Raw genomic sequence first — 17,831 nt, 5'->3', positions numbered from 1 at the left:
GCGTGGCGGGGCCGTTCGGTCACGCTGCACGGCTATTGCCGCGCGGGATCAGAAGCTGGCGCGAACACCTGCGAAGTAGCGGGTGAAGTCGCCCGTCACCTCGCCTTCCGCCACCAGGCCCCAGGTCGGGTTGAACTTGAACTGGCCACCCAGGGTTCCGACGAACTCGCCGTCCAGGTCGCTTCCATCGAGGTAGCCACCCTTGATCCACGCCTCGGTGCGGGGCGACGGGGTGCCACGCAGCCCGACGGTGACGCGGCCGGCGTTGGTGCTGTCATCCAGTCCGAAGCGGTCGCCATCGGCGAACCGGACTTCCGCGTCGGCGCCGAGACGCACCAGGGCGATGTCCGCGGTGAAGTCCACGTTGTCGCCGGCCTCCATGCGGAAGCCGAAGCCCAGCTCGGTCTCGTCCACGTCCACGTCCAGCCGGTCACCGCCGTAGGAGTAGTCCTCCGACACCCGTGCGTACCCACCGAACACGTACGCCTGGGAGGAGAGCTGATAGGAGCCGCGCACGTACCCGCCCTTGCCTTCGGGGTCACCGAGGAAGTCATCGTCGATGTTCAGCTGGGCGTACCCGCCCTCGATCCAGGTGTAGCTCAGGTCAGCGGCGTGGGCCGGGAGAGCGCCGCCGGCCAGGATCGCGGCGAGCATCAGGGACTTCTTCATGCTTTTTCCTTTGGTTTTCAGGGGAGCCGGCCAAGCCGGCGCTGCCACTCCGTGACAGACCGCTCATTTTAACCAATTTCTTACAACTATGAATCGATCTCCTCGAGCGCGCACTCCGGACTCGCTGTTCCATCAGTGCCCGCATTCGCACTGGTAGACTCTGCGCGCCGGCTTCGTCGGCACACACGACGTCTTCAGGGCGGGGTGCAACTCCCCACCGGCGGTAGGCCGCGGCGCAACACGCCCGGCAAGCCCGCGAGCGCCTCCGGATCCCCGGAGGGTCAGCAGATCCGGTCCAAGTCCGGAGCCGACGGTCACAGTCCGGATGAAAGAAGACGGCCCGCGCACCCGCCTTGGCGGCGCACGCGTGCCCTGCCTTGGGGCGTTTTTCGCTGGCTTCCACGCGGGAAACGTTTCATGACCCAGTACCACTACGACCCCGCACGCCCGACCGGCCCCGGCTGCCGGTGGGGGGCGTGCTGATGTTCACCGGCATCATCGAAGGCGTCGGCCGCCTGGCCACGCGCGAGCCACGCGGCGGCGACGTCCGCCTGCGCATCTCCACCGGGACGCTGCCGTTCGAACGCGTCCAGCTGGGCGAGAGCATCGCCGTCAATGGCGTCTGCCTCACCGTGGTCGACCACGGTCAGGACTGGTTCGACGCCGACGCGTCCAACGAGACCCTGTCGCTGACCACCCTGGGCCGCCTGCAGGCCGGCGCGCCGGTCAATCTGGAGCGGGCGATGCGGCCGGACGACCGGCTCGGCGGCCACCTGGTCAGCGGCCACGTGGACGGCGTCGGCTCGGTCGAATCGGTCACCCCCGACGCCCGCGCCCAGCGCTGGCGCTTCACCGCCCCGAAGGACCTGTTGCGCTACATCGCGCGCAAGGGCTCGATCTGCGTCGACGGCGTCAGCCTGACCGTCAATGCGGTGGACGACGGCGGCTTCGAGGTCGCCCTGGTGCCGCACACCGTCGCGCACACCGCCTTCGCCACCACCAACCCGGGTGACGCCGTCAACCTGGAAATCGACCTGGTCGCCCGCTACGTCGAGCGCCTGCTGGGAGAACGAGCATGAGCTTCGCCACCATCCCCGAACTGCTCGAGGAGATCCGCGCCGGCCGCATGGTCGTGATCGTCGACGACGAGGACCGCGAGAACGAGGGCGACCTGATCATGGCCGCCGAGCTGGTCCGGCCGAGCGACATCAACTTCATGGTGACCCACGCCCGCGGCCTGGTCTGCCTGTCGCTCACCCGCGAACGGGTGTGCCAGCTGGGCCTGCCGCCGATGGTCCGCGACAACACCTCCCCGCACCACACCAACTTCACCGTCAGCATCGAGGCGGCCGAGGGGGTGACCACCGGCATCAGCGCCTACGACCGTGCCCACACCATCCGCACCGCGGTGCGGCCGGACGCCTCGCCGGCGCACGTGGTGCAGCCGGGCCACATCTTCCCGCTGCAGGCCCAGCCGGGCGGCGTGCTCAACCGCGCGGGCCACACCGAGGCCGCCGCCGACCTGGCGATGCTGGCCGGGATGGAGCCGGCCGGCGTGCTGGTGGAGATCCTCAACCCCGACGGCACCATGGCGCGCCGGCCCGAGCTGGAGAAGTTCGCCGCCGAACACGGCCTGAAGATCGGCTCGATCGAGCAGCTGATCCGCTACCGGCTGGAAACCGAGCACACTGTCGAGCGCATCGACGAACGCGACATCGACACCGACCACGGCCCGTTCCGGCTGGTCACCTACCGCGACCTGCTGCGCCACGGCCTGCACTTCGCCCTGCTGCGCGGCGACCCGGACCCGGCTGCACCGACGCTGGTGCGCGTGCACGTGCACAACCCGCTGGCCGACGCATTGCATTGGCGGCGGCCCGACTTCGGCCCGGCGGTCGGCGACGTGCTGGCGCAGATCGCCGCCGAAGGGCGGGGCGCGCTGGTGCTGCTGGCCGACCACGCCGATGCCGACGCGCTGCTGGCTCGGATCCGCCGCGACCCGTCGGAGGCCGAGGGCGCCGGCCCGGAACTCACCCCCGGCGCGGGGCAGGGCCTGACCGAATGGCGCCGGAACGGCGCCGGCAGCCAGATCCTCTCCGACCTGGGGCTCGGCAGGCTCAAGGTGATCGGCACCCCGCGCAAGCAGGTCGGCATCGCCGGCTTCGGGCTGGAAGTGGTCGAGTACGTCGAGGCCGTGCACGCACGCTAAACTGGCCGCTTCCCCCGCAACGACCGAGTCCATGGCCCATCTCGAAGGCGACCTGCGCAGCCTGCCCGGCGCGCGCTACGCGATCATCGCCAGCCGCTGGAACCCGCGCATCACCGACACCCTGGTGGCGGGCGCGCGCCAGACCCTTGCCGACAACGGCATCGACGAGGACGCCGTGGACGTGGTCCGCGTGCCCGGCGCCTGGGAGATCCCGGTCGCCGCGCGCGCGTTGGCGGTGGCCGGCCGGCACGCGGCGATCATCGCCCTGGGCTGCGTGGTGCGTGGCGACACGCGCCATTACGAGCAGGTCGCCGACGGCTGCAGCGAGGGCCTGATGCGGGTCGCGCTCGACCACGGCGTGCCGGTGATGAACGGAGTGCTGGCGGTGGAGCGCCACGAGGACGCCGAGGCGCGCGCCGGCGGCAACCACGGCAACAAGGGCGAGGAGGCCGCGCTGGCGGCGATCGAGATGGCGCACCTGCTGTCGCAGGACGCCTTCCGCGGAGGCGACGCATGAACAACCGCAGGCGCAACGACGGCATCGACCCGGTGACCCGCTCGCGGGCCCGCAAGCGCGCGCTGCAGGCCATGTACGCCTGGGGCATGTCCGGCGGCAGCGCCCGCGAGGTGATCGCCCAGTTCGCCCACGAGCAGGCCCGCGAGCTCGCCGACCTGGCCTACTTCGAGGACCTGGTGAACGGCGTCATCGAGCACCGCCGCGAGCTGGACGCGGGTCTGGCGCCGTACCTGGACCGCGACATCGCCCAGGTGGACGCGGTCGAACTCGCTGCGCTGCGCATCGCCGCCTACGAGCTGGTCCACCGCCTGGACGTCCCGTACCGGGTGGTCATCAACGAGGCCATCGAGGGCGTCAAGCGCTTCGGCGCCGAGCACGGCCACACCTACGTCAACGGCGTCCTCGACCGCGCCGCGGCGCAGTGGCGCCAGCCCGAGGTCGAGGCCGCGCGCCGGCGCTGAACTCGGGCCGTGGCCGAGTTCGACCTGATCGACCGCATCCGCCGGCGCATCCCCGCCCGTGCGGACGTGGCGCTCGGCATCGGGGATGACGCCGCACTGCTGCAGGTCCCGGCCGGCCGCCAGCTCGTCGTCTGCGCCGACACCCTCAACGAGGGCATCCACTTTCCCGCGGGCACCGCCGCGGCCGACATCGGCTGGAAGGCGCTGGCGGTGAACCTGTCCGACCTGGCCGCGATGGGCGCGGAGCCGGCGTGGTGCACGTTGTCACTGTCCCTGCCGGCGCCCGACGTGGCGTGGCTGGACGCGTTCCTGGACGGCTTCCTGGAACTGGCGGCGCTGCATCGCGTCGCCCTCGTGGGCGGCGACACCACGCGGGGCCCGCTGTCGGTCAGCGTGACCGCGCACGGTTTCGTCGAACCAGGCCGTGCCCTGTTGCGCGGTGGTGCCGGTGTCGGCGAGGACATCTGGGTCAGCGGAACGCTGGGCGACGCCGCGGCGGCCCTGGCGCTGCTGGAGCAGGGCGCCCCCGACGCGTTGCGACAGCGGCTCGACCGACCCACGCCCCGCGTCGAGCTCGGCCGTGCGCTCGCCGGCATCGCCACCGCCGCGGTCGACGTCTCCGACGGCCTGCTCGCCGACCTGGCGCATGTCTGCCGGGCCAGCGGCGTGGGGGCAGAGGTCGAGCTGGACCGGCTGCCGGCGTCCGCCGCCCTCCGCGACGCAGTCGGGCCGGAGCAGCGCCGGGCCTTCCAGGCCGCGGGCGGCGACGACTATGAGCTGTGCTTCACCGCGCCCGTGGAACGGGCCCGCCGCATCGAAGGCGCTGCCGCGGTCTCCGGCGTCGCAGTGGCCCGTATTGGAAGGACCGTCGGCGGTTCCCACGTGGTGATGCGGGATGGGGGCGGGCGGCCATGGGCACCCGATAAGACCGGGTACGAGCACTTCGGCTAAGGGATACGGCATTGCGGCTCGCTGCCGGCTACAGCAGCTCGTGCACCCGCGCCCGCAGCTCCGGCAGTACCTCGCCTTCGAACCACGGATTGGCCTTGAACCAGGCCACGTTGCGCGGACTGGGGTGGGGCAGGGGCAGCGTCCCCGGAAGGAACTCGCGCCAGGCGCGCAGGTTGGCGGTCAGGCTGCCCTTGTGGCGATCGCCCAGGTGGTACGCCTGCGCGTACTGGCCGATCGCCAGCACCAGGCCGATGTTGGGCAGCAGCGGCAATAGCCGCGGTTGCCAGGTGGCGCGGCATTCCGGGCGCGGCGGAGCATCGCCGGAACCGGCCTTGCCCGGGTAGCAGAAGCCCATCGGCACCAGTGCGACCTTTTGCGGGTCGTAGAAGGTCGCCTCGTCGATGTCCAGCCACTGGCGCAGCCGGCGGCCGCTGGCATCGTCCCAGGGCACGCCGCTTTCGTGGACCTTGCGCCCGGGCGCCTGGCCGGCGACCAGGATGCGGGCGCCGGTCCCCGCCTGCACCACGGGCCGGGGCTCGTGGCCGAGCCGGCCGGCGCAGATGCGGCAGGCCTCGATCCCGCGCAGCAGGTCCTTCAGTTGCCGGTCGTCGGCCGGGTATGCCGGCGCAGGTCCAGCGGTGCCGGGGCTCTTCACGGCGGCGGCAGCAGCTTGCCGGGATTCATGATGCCGTCGGGGTCGAAGGTGGCCTTGAGCTGGCGCATCAACTCCAGCGTAGGGGCTCCCATCGCCCGTGGCATGAAATCGCGCTTGGCCAGGCCGATGCCGTGCTCGCCCGAAAGCGTCCCGCCCAGTTGCAGGGCAAGGGTGAACACCCGGCCCATCGCCTCGCGGGCACGCGCGGACTGGTCTGCATCGGCCGGGTCGTACATCAGGTTGACGTGCAGGTTGCCGTTGCCGGCGTGGCCGAAGCAGACGATCGGGAGCCGGGCGGCGGCCGAGATGTCCTGCACGCCGTCGACCAGATCCGGTATGCGCGAAACCGGCACCACCACGTCCTCGTTGATCTTGCCGGGCGCCAGGGTGCGCAGGGCCGGGGAGAGCGCCTTGCGCGCGGCCCACAGGCGGGCGCGGGCGGACTCGTCGTCGGCGGAGTCCAGGCTGACCAGTCCCTCGCCGGCGGCGGCTTCGCGCAGGGCGGCGAGGTCGGCCTCCAGGTGCGCGGCCGGCCCGTCGGCCTCGATCATCAGCAGCGCGCCGGCATCGTCCGGCAGGTCGGCGCCGCCGACGTGCCGCGCCAGGCCGACGGCATGCGCGTCCATGAACTCCAGCATCGACGGGGTCACCGGTTGCGCCATGAGCCGCGCCACGGCCCGTGCCGCCGAGGACACGTCGCGGTAGATCGCCCGCAGTGCCCGCCGGTCCCGTGGCGCGGGGACCAGCCGGAGCGTGGCCTCGACGATCAGCCCGAGGGTCCCTTCGCTGCCGACGAACATCCGCTGCAGGTCGTAGCCGGTCGAGCCCTTGGTGGTCGCCGTGCCCAGGGTGACGAGCTCACCCGCCCCGGTGACGGCGGTGATCGCGAGCACGTTGTCGCGGCTGGCGCCGTACTTCACCGCCCGGGGGCCACCGGCATTGCAGGCCAGGTTGCCGCCAACGGTGCTGAAGGCGGCGCTGGTCGGGTCGGGCGGCCAGAACAGGCCATGCCCGGCGAGGGCCTGCTGCAGGGCGCCGTTGAGCACGCCGGGCTGGACCACGGCGCAGCGGTCCCCGGGGCGGATGTCAACGATGCGGTCCATCCGCTCCATCGACACCACCACGCCGCCGGCCACCGGGACCGCGGCGCCGGTGGTGTTGGTCGCGCGCCCGCGGGGCACCAGCGGCACCCGGGCCGTGCGGCAGGCCCGGACCAGCGCCTGCACCTGGGCGGCATCCACCGGCAGTGCCACGGCGTCGGGCAGCGCTTGGCGCCGCGAGTTGTCGTAGGAGTAGGTCAGCCGTTCGTCGGGGTCGGTCCACCACGCGTCGCCGAGCAGGGCGCGCATCTCGCGGTCCAGCGACGCGGGGAGCCCTCGGCCTGTTGCCGCCACCGTGCTGCCCGCCGCCTCAGTCGTCGGCGCGGAAGGCATCGCGCATCCAGTTGAGCTCGGGCGCAGCGGGATCGCCGCTGGCCTCCACCACGTCGAACCGGCAGGGCTCGTCCGCCAGCGCCGGGTGCCGCTGCAGGAACAGCTGCGCCGCGCGCACCAGCCGGCGGCGCTTGCGCCAGTCGATGGATTCGGCGCCGCCGCCGTAGTCGTCGCGGCCGCGGTAGCGCACTTCCACGAAGGCGATCGTGTCGCCGTCGCGCATCACCAGGTCGAGTTCGCCCAGGCGGTAGTTGACGTTGGCTGCCACCGGTACCAGGCCCTGGCCCACCAGGTGGCTGCGCGCCGCGGCCTCGACCGCGGCGCCGCGGGCGCGCCGGTCAACGGCGGCGGGCATCGGCCAGCGGCACCACGCTGCCGCCGCGGAAGGTCGACCAGGCCGGGGCGCGCTCGATGTTGCCGTCGTCGCCGAGCGCCAGCAGCCCGGTCGCGCCGGACACATGCGCGCCGGGCTGGCCGCCGAGGCGTTCCAGGTAGGCGGTCAGCAGCCAGGCGTCGTGGCCGAAGGCGAACAGGCGGGCCGCCGCGCCGCGGGCGGTTGGCACCAGGGCCGCGGCGCTGGCGGCCGACGGCATGCCCGGCGCGTAGCCGCGGCTCGTCCACGGCTCGCTCGGGAAGGCGATGCCGTCCAGCACCGCGTCCGCGCCGGAGTCGCCGGTGCCCGAGGAGATCTGCGACGTAGCGACCTTGGGCGCGCCGCCCAGGCCGGCCATGGACAGGTTGGCGACGACCTCGCGCGCCTCGTCGCCGGTCAGCGCCAGGAACACGCCGTCCACCGTCCCCTGCTGCACGAAGGGCACGAAGTCCGTGACCGCGGTGGTCACCACTGCCGCGACCTCGACCCCGGCGTCGGCCAGGCGGGCCCGCAGGGCCTCGGCCGAGCGGCGCTGGCTGTCACTGTTGCCCACGACCGCCAGCACCCGCGTCGCGCCCTCCTGCAGCAGGCGGTCGGCCGCGGCCAGGCCGGCGTCCTCGGGCGACAGCGAGAAGCTGGCGTTGCCCGGCGGAGGGTCGACGTTGCCGCGGTTGAGCGCGAGCACCGGGACCTGCAGGGTTCCGCGGCGGAACAGGGCATCCACCTCTTCGCGCGACAGGGGCCCGACCACGAAGTCGTTCCCCGCCGCGACCGCGCGGTCATAGGCCGAGAGCGCGCCGCCGACGGTGCCGTGGGTATCGAAGAAGGTGACCTCGGGCCGGCGGCGGTTCTCGCCGTGGTAGCCGGTCATGAAGCCGTCGCGCACCGGCGCGGCGGCGGCCGCCATCTCGCCGGTCAGCGGGAGCAGCAGCGCGAGCCGTACCGGCGGGCGGTAGCCGTCGCGCTCCGCCGGCGGACGATCGCCCAGGTCCATCTCCCAGCCGCCGGCATCCATGGGCCGGGGCAGAGGCAGCCCGCGCGAGCGCAGGGCGCGCGCCATGTGGTTGTAGAGCGGGTCGCCCTCGGCGAGGTTGGCCGCCTCGCGCGCCAGGGTGGCGTCGTCGAGCTGGGCCAGCAGGGCCGCGATCGAATCACGGTCGGCACCGGCGGACGCCTGCGCGCTGGCCTGGACCAGGGCGGGGTTGGTCGACTGCACCACGGGGGCGCCGCTGCGCACCATCGTGCTGCTGCAGCCAGCGGCCACCAGGCAGGCCGCCGCCACGGCGAGCCAGCCACGGCGGAACGGGAAAGCGCGTGCGGTTGCGGACATGCTCATCGGCGGGTGCGGTCGCAATCGTGGAGTTGCGCCCGATTCTACCGACCCGCCGCGCACAGGCCATGCAAAGGCGCAGCGCGTACCATCCCGGCATGCAGACCGGCACCCTCCACGTCGTCGCCACCCCGATCGGGAACCTCGGCGACCTGTCGCCGCGGGCACTCGAGGTGCTCGGCAAGGCCGATGCGATCTGCGCCGAGGACACCCGCCACACCCGGCAGCTGCTCGCCCACTTCGGGCTGGAGCGTCCGCTGGTCGCCCTGCACGAGCACAACGAGGAGGCGCAATCGGCGCGCCTGGTCGAGCGCCTGCAATCCGGCGAGTCGCTGGCCCTGGTCTCCGACGCCGGTACGCCCCTGGTCAGCGACCCGGGCTACCGCCTGGTGCGCGCCGCCCGCGCCGCCGGGATCCGCGTCTCCCCGGTCCCGGGCCCCAGTGCCCTGATCGCCGCGCTGAGCGTGGCGGGCCTGGCGTCCGACCGCTTCAGCTTCGAAGGCTTCCTGCCCGCGAAAGCCGGCGCCCGCCGCGAGCGCCTGCAGTCCCTCGCCGCCGAACCGCGCACCCTGGTCTTCTACGAGTCCTCCCACCGCATCGTCGACTCGCTCGAAGCGATGGTGGGCGCCTTCGGCCCCGACCGCCCCGCGGTGGTCGCCCGCGAGCTGACCAAGCTGTTCGAGACCGTCCTGGACGGCACCCTGCGGGAGCTGCGCGAACGCGTCGCGGCCGATGCCAACCAGCAGAAGGGCGAGTTCGTGGTGATCGTCGAGGGCGCCGGCGACGACGCCGACGCGCGGCTGGCGGAGGGGATGCGCCTGTACAAGGCCCTCAGCGCCCACCTGCCGCCCTCCACCGCGGCAAAGCTCGCCGCCGAACTCAGCGGCGCGCCCCGCAAGTCCCTGTACGGGGGATAGAAGAAGAGCGGAGCCGGCCGATAAGCCGGGTTCTGTCGTGGACAGTCATTCCTCTGGGCGCATCGTCACCGATACGCTCAAGCAACCTACCCGGAGGCACCGCGGGCCGCGGCATTGCCTCCCTATTTGGTCTTGCTCCCGGTGGGGTTTGCCGTGCCGGTCTGTTGCCAGACTCGCGGTGCGCTCTTACCGCACCGTTTCACCCTTGCCTGTGCCCTCGCGGGCCATCGGCGGTCTGCTCTCTGTTGCACTTTCCGTCGGCTCGCGCCGCCCAGGCGTTACCTGGCACCGTGCCCTGTGGAGCCCGGACTTTCCTCGGCACCCGCCACCGCGGGGGTGGGGATGACGCGACTGCCTGGCCGACTCCGCGTGGGAAGTGTAGCGGGCCGCGGGGCGGGTGGGGACCGTCGTGGCGCCTGCCTTCGCCGACGTTCACCCCCGGAGTGGGGATCCGGCCCACGGGCGGCCGCGCGTTGGTGCGGTGCAGCAGCGCAGCGGCATTCCGCGACCCCGCCCACATTTCACGTGGGATGCACAACCGTGAAAACCGGAAAGGCGAGGGGAAACAACAGCTAGCCCGCATAACTTGAGACAACCTCTCAAGTCTGCCGCAAGTCATTGATGGCGCTGGCGAAAGTACCGCGCACGACTCGTTGACTTGGAACTGACCCGTCCTTAAGGTGGACATCCGAGGGAAAACCCGGTTTTTTGTGGTTTTCAGTGGCCGCATACGGAATCAGGGGCCGTATGCACCCGCAGGGGCACCCGACGGGGCGTCCATCCACCAGCAGGCAGGCAATGTTCCAGGGCGAGAACGCCATCACGATCGACGACAAGGGCAGGATGGCGGTCCCCACCGCTTTCCGCGACGTCATCGCGCGTGAGCACGGCAACCGCCTGGTCGCCACCTACAACCCGTTCGAAGCGGGTTCGCTGTGGATCTACCCGCATGGCGTCTGGGAGCCGGTGCGCGACCACGTCAACCGGCTCCCCAAGGCCAAGGCCGCCAACCGGCTGATGCAGTTCAAGCTGGTCGGCGCGGCCACGCTCCTCGAGCTGGACGGCAACGGCCGCATCACCCTGCCCCGGAGCATGCGCGATGCGCTCGAGATCGAGCGCAAGGCGGTGCTGGTGGGGATGGGCGACAAGTTCGAGCTGTGGAGCGAGAAGGCCCACACGGCGCAGGTCCGCGCGGTGCTGTCCGACGGGGACCTCACCGACGACCTGCTGGACCTGCCACTGTGAGCGCCGGTGGCATGGAGCGCGCGACGACTTCCGGCCACCTCCCCGTCCTGTACCGCGAGGTCCTCGACGGACTGGCGGTGCGGGCGGCGGGCCGCTACCTGGACGGCACCTTCGGCCGCGGCGGCCACGCCCGCGGGGTGCTGGAGCAGCTGGGCCCGGACGGGCGGCTGCTGGTCATGGACAAGGACCCGGAGGCCATCGAGGTCGCGCGCCGCGACTTCGGCGGCGACCCACGGGTGTCGATCTTCCACGGCAGCTTCGCGCAGATGGGGCAGTGGGACGCGGCCGCCGGCGGGCTGGACGGCGTGCTGCTGGACCTGGGCGTGTCCTCGCCGCAGCTGGACGAGGCCGGTCGCGGCTTCAGCTTCGGCAAGGACGGCCCGCTGGACATGCGCATGGACCCCACCTCCGGCGAGAGCGCGGCCGAGTGGCTGGCGCGGGCGGGCGAGCAGGAGATCGCCGACGTGCTGTGGACCCTCGGCGAGGAGCGCCACTCGCGCCGGATCGCCCGGGCCATCGTCGAGCGCCGCGCGGCCACCCCGCTCACCGGCACCGCGCAGCTGGCGGAGCTGATCGCCTCGGTGGTGCCGCGCGGCAAGCCGGGTTCCGACCGGGGTCGGATCAACCCGGCCACGCGCAGCTTCCAGGCCATCCGCATCCACATCAACCGCGAGCTCGACGACCTGCACGCCGGGCTCGAGGCCGCGTTGCAGTGCCTCAAGCCGGGCGGCCGGCTGGCGGTGATCAGCTTCCATTCGCTGGAAGACCGCATCGCCAAGCAGTTCATCAACCGGCACGCCAAGGCGCCGCCCGCCAACCGCCGGATGCCGGTGGAACCGGACTTCGTGCCGGTGCTGCGTGCCATCGGGGGCGCGACCAGGGCCGGCGACGAGGAAACCGCGTCCAACCCGCGCGCCCGCTCGGCGGTGCTGCGCGTGGCCGAGAAGCTCCCCGCCGGAGGTGCCGCATGACCCGGCGCCTGCTGCTGACCGTGCTGGTGGTGGCCAACGTGGCCAGCGCCCTGGCGGTGGTGCACGCCCGGCACCAGCACCGGCTGCTGTTCGTCGAGCTGAGCCGGCTGGAGAACGTGCGCGACGAGCTGGAGATCGACTTCGGGCGCCTGCAGCTGGAGCAGGCTACCTGGGCGGAAGCCAACCGCATCGACCAGGTCGCGCGCGAGCGCCTGGGCATGACCTTCCCGAGTGACGACGAAATCGTCGTGGTGCAGCCATGAGCGCGCCGCGGGGACAGGGCCGGGGCCGGGGCGTCGGCTACAACGCGACCCACCGGGTCGCGCTGATCGGCGGCGTGCTCGCGCTGTGCGGGGTGGCGCTGGTCGCGCGCGCCTTCCACGTGCAGGTGATCGACAACGAGTTCTACCTCGAGCAGGGCGACGCGCGCGCGCTGCGCGAACTGCCGATCGCCACCTCCCGCGGGATGATCACCGACCGCAACGGCGAGCCGCTGGCGGTCTCCACCCCGGTCGCCTCGCTGTGGGCCAACCCGCCGGAGCTGCTGGAGCACGCCGACCGCATCGGCGAGCTGGCCGCGGCGCTGTCGGTGCCGGCCGAGACCCTCGCCAGCCGGGTGAGCCAGCGCGCCGACAAGGAGTTCATGTACCTGCGCCGGCGCATCAGCCCGGCCGCGGCCGACGAGGTGCTCGACCTGGGCATCCCAGGCGTCTACAGCCAGCGCGAGTACCGCCGGTTCTACCCGCAGGGCGAGGCGCTGGCCCACGTGCTGGGCTTCACCAACGTCGACGACCGCGGGCAGGAAGGGCTGGAGCTGGCCTTCGACGAGTGGCTCAGCGGCACGCCGGGGGCCAAGCGCGTCATCCGCGACGGACAGGGGCGGATCATCGCCAACGTCGACCTGCTGCGCGCGCCGGAGCCGGGCAAGGACCTGGTGCTGAGCATCGACCGCCGCATCCAGTACCTGGCCTTCCGCGAGCTGCGCCGCGCGATCACCGAGGCCAAGGCCGCCGCCGGCTCGGTGGTGATCCTGGACGTGCACAGCGGGGAGGTGCTGGCGATGGCCAACCTGCCCAGCTACAACCCCAACCAGCTCGACGGCCAGGCCGGGGACGCGCGCCGCAACCGCGCCGTGACCGACGTGGTCGAGCCGGGCTCGACGATGAAGCCGATCACCGTGGCCGCCGCGCTGGAACAACGCGTGGTTGCGCCGGACACCATCGTCGATACCTCGCCGGGCTACCTGCGCATCGATCGCTTCACCATCAGCGACTTCCGCAACTACGGCGCGCTGACCACCACCGGGCTGCTGACCAAGAGCTCGAACGTGGGTTCGGTAAAGCTGGTGCGGCAGCTGGAGGACGACTACTACTACGAGTTCCTCAAGCGCTTCGGTTTCGGCAGCAAGCCCGGCAGCGGCTTCCCCGGCGAGGCGTCCGGCCTGCTGGCCGCGCCGCGCCAGTGGGACGGCAGCACCAAGGCGACGATGTCCTACGGCTACGGCCTGTCGGCCACGCCGCTGCAGATCGCCGTCGCCTACGCGGCGCTGGCCAACGGCGGCAAGCGCATTGCGCCCACCTTCGTGAAGGGCGGCGCCACCGAGGCCGAGGAGATCCTCGACCCGGAGCTGGCCGACACCCTGGTGCACATGATGCAGACCGTCACCGAGCCCGGCGGCACCGCCACCGGCGGCGCGGTGCTGGGCTACCACGTGGCCGGCAAGACCGGCACCTCGCGCAAGTTCAGCAGCAGCGGCGGCTACTCGCGCGACTACGTGGCGCTGTTCGCCGGCATCGTCCCGGTGGAGAACCCGCGCTTCGCCATGGTCGTGCTGATCGACGAGCCCGACGCCAGCAAGGGCCATGGCTACGGCGGCGGCGCCACGGCCGCCCCGGTCTTCAAGTCGGTCATGGAAGGCGCCCTGCGCCTGATGGACGTCCCCCCCGACGACATCGAAACCTGGATCGCCGCCCAGGCCAAGGCGCGTGGCAAGGACGGCAATCCCCCCGTCCTCCCGCTCGCCGCCAGCCCCGCTCTTCCCCCTCTCCCGCTTGCGGGAGAGGGCCGGGGTGAGGGCGCTCCTCCCCCGGTAGCGGGAGGCCAACCATGACCCGCCGCCAGACCCAAGCCCAGCTCCTGTCCCGCCTCCTCCCCGACGTCCCCGCCATCCCCGCGGGCCTCGAGGTCACCGGCCTGGTCATGGACAGCCGCCGCGTCGAACCCGGCGACGCCTTCGTCGCCATCGCCGGCTTCGGCACCCACGGCCTGGCCTTCGCCGGCCAGGCCCGTGAGTCCGGCGCCGCCGCGATCCTGTTCGAGCCCCCGGCCCCCGCGGAGCATCCGGCCCCGGCGGACGCGATCGCCGTCCCCGGCCTGCGCTCTCGCCTGGGCGAGATGGGCGACGCCTTCCACGGCCGCCCCAGCGCGGCGATGGACGTGGTCGGCGTCACCGGCACCAACGGCAAGACCTCGACCGTGCAGCTGCTGGCCCAGGCCTGGGAAGCGCTGGACGTGCACGCGGCCACCATCGGCACCCTCGGCGTCGGCCTGGGCGGGCAGCTGGTGCCGACCGGCTTCACCACCCCGCTGGTGTTGCAGACCCACGAGCTGCTCGGCCAGCTGCGCGACGCCGGCGCCCGTGCGGTGGCCATGGAGGTCAGCTCCCACGCCCTCGACCAGGGGCGCGTGGACGGCGTGCACTTCGACGTGGCGCTGTTCACCAATCTCAGCCGCGACCACCTCGACTACCACGGCGACATGGAAGCCTACGGCGCCGCCAAGGCGCGCCTGTTCGCCTGGCCGGGACTGAAGGCCGCGGTGGTCAACCTGGACGACCCGCATGGGCGGCGGCTGGCCGAGGACCTGGCCGACGGGGTGCGCCTGGTCGGCGTGTCCTCGCGCGGGGTGTCGGACGCGACGCTGTCGGCGATCAACCTGCAGCTCGACGATGCCGGCATCGGGTTCGAGCTTGCCACCGGCACCGGGCAGCACACCGTCCGCTCGCCGTTGCTGGGCCGCTTCAACGTCGACAACCTGCTGGCGGTGGCCGGCGCCCTGTACGCACTGGACGTGCCGCCGGCGCGCATCGCCGGGGTCCTCGGCGCCCTGCAGCCGGTGCACGGGCGCATGACCCGCCTGGGCGGCGCCTCGGGCGCGGGTCCGGTCCAGCCGCTGGTGGTGGTCGACTACGCGCATACCCCCGACGCGCTGCTGCAGGCCCTGGATGCGGTCCGCGGCCACGCCGCCGAACGCGTGCTGTGCGTGTTCGGCTGCGGCGGCGAGCGCGACCGTGGCAAGCGCCCGGAGATGGCCGTGATCGCCCGTGACCGCGCCGACGTGGTGATCGTCACTGACGACAACCCGCGCGGCGAGGACGGCGACGTGATCGTCGCCGACATCCTCGCCGGCCTGGACGCCACCCCGGATGGCGTTCGCCTGCTGGTCGAACGCGACCGTCGCCGCGCCATCGAGCGCGCGATCGCCAGCGCCCGCGTGGGCGACGTCGTGCTGGTGGCCGGCAAGGGCCACGAGCCGTACCAGGAGATTGCCGGCGTGCGCCATCCCTTCGACGACGCGCAGGTCGCGCGTGCGGCACTGGAGCGCTGGACATGAGGCCGATGACGCTTTCCGAAGTCGCACGCCTGGCCGGCGGCACCCTGCACGGCGCCGACGCCACCGCCGAGGGCGTGGCCACCGACACCCGGCGCCTGCGCGCCGACGGACGGCCGCTGTTCGTGGCGCTGCGCGGGGAGAACTTCGACGCCCACGACCACCTCGACCGGGAGATCGCCGACCGGGTCGCCGGGGTACTGGTCTCCCGGCCGGTCAACGCCGGCGTGCCCGAGGTGCGCGTGGCCGACACCCAGCTGGCGCTGGCGCAGCTGGCCGCCGCCGTCCAGGCCGGGCGCTCCACCCGCGTGGTCGCCATCACCGGCAGCAACGGCAAGACCAGCGTCAAGACCCTGCTGCTGTCGGTGCTCGCCGAAGGTTTCGCCCGCGTCCACGGCAACCCGGGCAACTACAACAACGAGATCGGCCTGCCGCTGGCGGTGCTCGACGCCCCCGAGGATGCCGAGGTGGCGGTGTACGAGATGGGCGCAGGCAAGCCCGGTGACATCGCCTACCTCGCGCGCATCGCCGTGCCGCACGCGGCGCTGGTCAACAACATCGCACCGGCGCACGTGGAGCGCATGGGCAACCTGCTGGCGATCGCCGACACCAAGGCCGCCGTCTACGACGCGCTGCCGCGCGACGGCGTGGCGGTGATCAACGCCGACGACGCCTTCGCCCCGTTCTTCGCCGAGCGCGCGCACGGCCGTCGGCTGGTGCGCTTCGGGCTGGAGGCGACGGCCGACGTCACCGCCCGCGACATCCAACTGACCGGCGATGGCTCGCGCTTCGTGCTGGTCACCCCGGCGGGCGAGGCCCCGGTCGAGCTGGCCCTGCGCGGCCGCCACAACGTGCGCAATGCGCTGGCCGCCGCCGCACTGGCAACCGGGCTGGGCGTGGACCTCGAGGCGATCGCGCGTGGCCTGGCGGCGGCACGGCCGGTGGAGGGCCGCCTGGTCACCCACCGCCTGCGCGACGGCGTGACACTGGTCGACGACAGCTACAACGCCAACCCCGGCTCGCTCGCCGCGGCCATCGACACCGTGGCCGAGGGGCCGGGCGAGGGCTGGCTGGTGCTGGGCGACATGCGCGAACTGGGCGAGGACGCCGAGGCGATGCACGCCGAGGCCGGGCGCCGCGCGAAGGCGGCGGGCATCACCCGGCTGTTCGCGCTCGGGCCGCTGTCGGCGGCCGCGGCGGAGGCGTTCGGCGAGGGCGGGCAGGTGCTGGACAGCCATGGCGAGGTGGCGGAGGCGATCCGCGCCGCCTTGGATTCCCGCGTGCGCGGGAATGACGACGAGAAGGAAGTACGGGTGCTGGTGAAGGGCTCGCGCGGAAGCGCGATGGACACGGTGGTGCGGGCGCTGCTGGCGGACGTGCCGGGCGGCGGCGAAACGGGAGGCGACGACCATGCTGCTTGAACTGGCACGCTGGCTGGAACAGCTCGAGAGCCTGTTCGGCCTGTTCGGCTACCTCACCTTCCGCGGCATCCTGGCCTCGCTGACCGCGCTCGCGTTGTCGATGTGGTGGGGGCCGGCGGTGATCCGCAAGCTGGCCGAGTTCAAGGGCCAGCCGATCCGCACCGACGGCCCGCAGAGCCACTTCTCCAAGGCCGGCACCCCGACCATGGGCGGCGGGCTGATCCTGCTCACCGTGCTGGCCTCGGTGCTGCTGTGGGGCGACCTGCGCAACAAGTACGTGTGGCTGGTGCTGGCGGTGATGGCCGCGTTCGGCGCGATCGGCTGGTACGACGACTGGATCAAGATCGCCAAGCGCGACCCCAACGGCCTGAAGTCGCGCTGGAAGTACCTGCTGCAGTCCATCTTCGGCCTCGCCGCGGGCGTGTTCCTGTACCTGACCGCCGACACCGCGTCGCTGACCACCTTCTACGTGCCGATGTTCAAGGACCTCGCGCTGCCGATCGGCGCCGGCATCATCGTGGTCGCGTACTTCTGGATCGTCGGCTTCTCCAACGCGGTGAACCTGACCGACGGCCTGGACGGGCTGGCGATCATGCCCACGGTGCTGGTCGCCTGCGCGCTGGGCGTGTTCGCCTACGCCTCCGGCCACGCGGTGTTCTCCGACTACCTGCAGATCCCCTCGGTACCAGGCGCGGGCGAGCTGGTGATCATCTGCGCGGCGATCGCCGGGGCCGGGCTGGGTTTCCTGTGGTTCAACACCTACCCGGCGATGGTGTTCATGGGCGACGTCGGCGCGCTGGCGCTGGGCGCGGTGCTGGGCACCATCGCCGTGATCGCCCGCCAGGAGCTGGTGCTGGTGATCATGGGCGGCATCTTCGTCATCGAGACGCTCTCGGTGATGATCCAGGTCGCCTCGTTCAAGCTGACCGGCAAGCGCGTCTTCCGGATGGCGCCCATCCACCACCACTTCGAGCTCAAGGGCTGGCCGGAGCCGCGCGTGATCGTGCGCTTCTGGATCATCTCGGTGGTGCTCGTGCTGGTCGGCCTCGCGACGCTGAAGGTGCGCTGAG

Annotated in this window: 18 protein-coding genes, 1 other RNA gene and 1 riboswitch; of the genes, 13 read left to right on the top strand and 6 right to left on the bottom strand. The window is 72.4% G+C overall.

What is annotated here, in order from left to right; all coding sequences use genetic code 11:
* Positions 1-48: 48 nt before the first annotated feature.
* Positions 49-669, bottom strand: a complete 621-nt coding sequence (locus G545_RS0112540; protein WP_027070678.1) for a hypothetical protein — start codon at positions 667-669, stop codon at positions 49-51.
* 186 nt (positions 670-855) lie between these two features.
* A riboswitch (FMN riboswitch) is annotated at positions 856-1,010 on the top strand.
* A 141-nt stretch (positions 1,011-1,151) separates the two neighbouring features.
* On the opposite strand from G545_RS0112540, the gene G545_RS0112535 reads away from it, so the two are divergent.
* Genes G545_RS0112535 through thiL form a run of 5 tightly spaced genes read left to right on the top strand, consistent with a single transcriptional unit; the run spans position 1,152 to position 4,807 of the window.
* Positions 1,152-1,748 (top strand): riboflavin synthase, encoded by a 597-nt coding sequence (locus G545_RS0112535; RefSeq protein ID WP_027070677.1) that lies wholly within the window; start codon positions 1,152-1,154, stop codon positions 1,746-1,748.
* Positions 1,745-2,878, top strand: a complete 1,134-nt coding sequence (ribB, locus tag G545_RS0112530; RefSeq protein ID WP_027070676.1) for a 3,4-dihydroxy-2-butanone-4-phosphate synthase — start codon at positions 1,745-1,747, stop codon at positions 2,876-2,878. The genes G545_RS0112535 and ribB overlap by 4 nt, the downstream gene beginning before the upstream one ends.
* Positions 2,879-2,909: 31 nt before the next feature.
* Positions 2,910-3,395 (top strand): 6,7-dimethyl-8-ribityllumazine synthase, encoded by a 486-nt coding sequence (gene ribH, locus G545_RS0112525; protein WP_027070675.1) that lies wholly within the window; start codon positions 2,910-2,912, stop codon positions 3,393-3,395.
* Positions 3,392-3,856 carry a transcription antitermination factor NusB gene (nusB, locus tag G545_RS0112520; protein WP_027070674.1) on the top strand — a complete coding sequence of 155 codons (465 nt, stop codon included), beginning with the start codon at positions 3,392-3,394 and terminating at the stop codon, positions 3,854-3,856. The genes ribH and nusB overlap by 4 nt, the downstream gene beginning before the upstream one ends.
* A gap of 9 nt (positions 3,857-3,865) precedes the next feature.
* Positions 3,866-4,807: a thiamine-phosphate kinase gene (gene thiL / locus G545_RS0112515; protein WP_027070673.1), complete on the top strand. Its 942-nt coding sequence runs from the start codon at positions 3,866-3,868 to the stop codon at positions 4,805-4,807.
* 28 nt (positions 4,808-4,835) lie between these two features.
* On the opposite strand, the gene G545_RS0112510 is transcribed toward thiL, so the two are convergent.
* The 4 genes from G545_RS0112510 to G545_RS0112495 form a co-directional block, all read right to left on the bottom strand.
* Entirely contained in the window at positions 4,836-5,462 is a 627-nt protein-coding gene (locus tag G545_RS0112510; protein ID WP_027070672.1) for a uracil-DNA glycosylase family protein, read from the bottom strand.
* The gene (locus tag G545_RS0112505; protein WP_154656596.1) at positions 5,459-6,811 is read right to left on the bottom strand and encodes an FAD-binding oxidoreductase; all 1,353 of its coding nucleotides are present in this window, start codon (positions 6,809-6,811) and stop codon (positions 5,459-5,461) included. Before G545_RS0112505 ends, G545_RS0112510 begins: the two co-directional genes overlap by 4 nt.
* A 61-nt stretch (positions 6,812-6,872) precedes the next feature.
* Entirely contained in the window at positions 6,873-7,250 is a 378-nt protein-coding gene (locus G545_RS0112500) for a YraN family protein (RefSeq protein ID WP_027070670.1), read from the bottom strand.
* Positions 7,234-8,604 (bottom strand): penicillin-binding protein activator, encoded by a 1,371-nt coding sequence (locus tag G545_RS0112495; RefSeq protein WP_081677892.1) that lies wholly within the window; start codon positions 8,602-8,604, stop codon positions 7,234-7,236. The genes G545_RS0112500 and G545_RS0112495 overlap by 17 nt, the downstream gene beginning before the upstream one ends.
* A 92-nt stretch (positions 8,605-8,696) precedes the next feature.
* On the opposite strand from G545_RS0112495, the gene rsmI reads away from it, so the two are divergent.
* Complete coding sequence (gene rsmI / locus G545_RS0112490) at positions 8,697-9,515, top strand: 16S rRNA (cytidine(1402)-2'-O)-methyltransferase (protein WP_027070668.1); 819 nt, start codon at positions 8,697-8,699, stop codon at positions 9,513-9,515.
* Between the two features lie 5 nt (positions 9,516-9,520).
* Here the strand turns inward: rsmI and rnpB are convergent.
* Positions 9,521-9,882: RNase P RNA component class A (gene rnpB / locus G545_RS15095), an RNA gene on the bottom strand.
* A 431-nt stretch (positions 9,883-10,313) separates the two neighbouring features.
* Here rnpB and G545_RS0112485 point away from each other — a divergent pair.
* The 7 genes from G545_RS0112485 to mraY are packed head-to-tail and all read left to right on the top strand — an operon-like array spanning position 10,314 to position 17,830.
* Positions 10,314-10,760, top strand: coding sequence for a division/cell wall cluster transcriptional repressor MraZ (locus G545_RS0112485; RefSeq protein ID WP_027070667.1), 447 nt, complete (start codon positions 10,314-10,316; stop codon positions 10,758-10,760).
* A gap of 11 nt (positions 10,761-10,771) precedes the next feature.
* Entirely contained in the window at positions 10,772-11,731 is a 960-nt protein-coding gene (gene rsmH / locus G545_RS0112480) for a 16S rRNA (cytosine(1402)-N(4))-methyltransferase RsmH (protein ID WP_027070666.1), read from the top strand.
* Complete coding sequence (ftsL, locus tag G545_RS0112475) at positions 11,728-11,994, top strand: cell division protein FtsL (RefSeq protein ID WP_027070665.1); 267 nt, start codon at positions 11,728-11,730, stop codon at positions 11,992-11,994. Before rsmH ends, ftsL begins: the two co-directional genes overlap by 4 nt.
* Positions 11,991-13,841 (top strand): peptidoglycan D,D-transpeptidase FtsI family protein, encoded by a 1,851-nt coding sequence (locus G545_RS14760; protein WP_052347334.1) that lies wholly within the window; start codon positions 11,991-11,993, stop codon positions 13,839-13,841. The genes ftsL and G545_RS14760 overlap by 4 nt, the downstream gene beginning before the upstream one ends.
* Entirely contained in the window at positions 13,838-15,343 is a 1,506-nt protein-coding gene (locus G545_RS0112465) for a UDP-N-acetylmuramoyl-L-alanyl-D-glutamate--2,6-diaminopimelate ligase (protein ID WP_027070664.1), read from the top strand. The genes G545_RS14760 and G545_RS0112465 overlap by 4 nt, the downstream gene beginning before the upstream one ends.
* Entirely contained in the window at positions 15,340-16,761 is a 1,422-nt protein-coding gene (locus G545_RS0112460; RefSeq protein WP_027070663.1) for a UDP-N-acetylmuramoyl-tripeptide--D-alanyl-D-alanine ligase, read from the top strand. The genes G545_RS0112465 and G545_RS0112460 overlap by 4 nt, the downstream gene beginning before the upstream one ends.
* Positions 16,751-17,830 carry a phospho-N-acetylmuramoyl-pentapeptide-transferase gene (gene mraY, locus G545_RS0112455; RefSeq protein ID WP_027070662.1) on the top strand — a complete coding sequence of 360 codons (1,080 nt, stop codon included), beginning with the start codon at positions 16,751-16,753 and terminating at the stop codon, positions 17,828-17,830. Before G545_RS0112460 ends, mraY begins: the two co-directional genes overlap by 11 nt.
* Position 17,831 lies beyond the last annotated feature (1 nt).

It is taken from the genome of Lysobacter defluvii IMMIB APB-9 = DSM 18482 (assembly GCF_000423325.1).
In the GTDB taxonomy this organism is placed as follows: Bacteria; Pseudomonadota; Gammaproteobacteria; order Xanthomonadales; family Xanthomonadaceae; genus Novilysobacter; species Novilysobacter defluvii.
This window is presented reverse-complemented; position numbering and strand designations above follow the sequence as displayed.

Excerpts from the sequence above, each read along its gene's own strand:
- G545_RS0112465 (WP_027070664.1), top strand. The coding sequence starts at position 13,838 with ATGACCCGCCGCCAGACCCAAGCCCAGCTCCTGTCCCGCCTCCTCCCC.
- rsmI (WP_027070668.1), top strand. The coding sequence starts at position 8,697 with ATGCAGACCGGCACCCTCCACGTCGTCGCCACCCCGATCGGGAACCTC.
- G545_RS0112540 (WP_027070678.1), bottom strand. The coding sequence starts at position 669 with ATGAAGAAGTCCCTGATGCTCGCCGCGATCCTGGCCGGCGGCGCTCTC.
- G545_RS0112460 (WP_027070663.1), top strand. The coding sequence starts at position 15,340 with ATGAGGCCGATGACGCTTTCCGAAGTCGCACGCCTGGCCGGCGGCACC.
- G545_RS0112485 (WP_027070667.1), top strand. The coding sequence starts at position 10,314 with ATGTTCCAGGGCGAGAACGCCATCACGATCGACGACAAGGGCAGGATG.
- G545_RS0112505 (WP_154656596.1), bottom strand. The coding sequence starts at position 6,811 with ATGCGCGCCCTGCTCGGCGACGCGTGGTGGACCGACCCCGACGAACGG.
- G545_RS0112535 (WP_027070677.1), top strand. The coding sequence starts at position 1,152 with ATGTTCACCGGCATCATCGAAGGCGTCGGCCGCCTGGCCACGCGCGAG.
- G545_RS0112495 (WP_081677892.1), bottom strand. The coding sequence starts at position 8,604 with ATGAGCATGTCCGCAACCGCACGCGCTTTCCCGTTCCGCCGTGGCTGG.
- G545_RS14760 (WP_052347334.1), top strand. The coding sequence starts at position 11,991 with ATGAGCGCGCCGCGGGGACAGGGCCGGGGCCGGGGCGTCGGCTACAAC.
- ribH (WP_027070675.1), top strand. The coding sequence starts at position 2,910 with ATGGCCCATCTCGAAGGCGACCTGCGCAGCCTGCCCGGCGCGCGCTAC.
- ftsL (WP_027070665.1), top strand. The coding sequence starts at position 11,728 with ATGACCCGGCGCCTGCTGCTGACCGTGCTGGTGGTGGCCAACGTGGCC.
- nusB (WP_027070674.1), top strand. The coding sequence starts at position 3,392 with ATGAACAACCGCAGGCGCAACGACGGCATCGACCCGGTGACCCGCTCG.
- G545_RS0112500 (WP_027070670.1), bottom strand. The coding sequence starts at position 7,250 with ATGCCCGCCGCCGTTGACCGGCGCGCCCGCGGCGCCGCGGTCGAGGCC.
- mraY (WP_027070662.1), top strand. The coding sequence starts at position 16,751 with ATGCTGCTTGAACTGGCACGCTGGCTGGAACAGCTCGAGAGCCTGTTC.
- rsmH (WP_027070666.1), top strand. The coding sequence starts at position 10,772 with ATGGAGCGCGCGACGACTTCCGGCCACCTCCCCGTCCTGTACCGCGAG.
- ribB (WP_027070676.1), top strand. The coding sequence starts at position 1,745 with ATGAGCTTCGCCACCATCCCCGAACTGCTCGAGGAGATCCGCGCCGGC.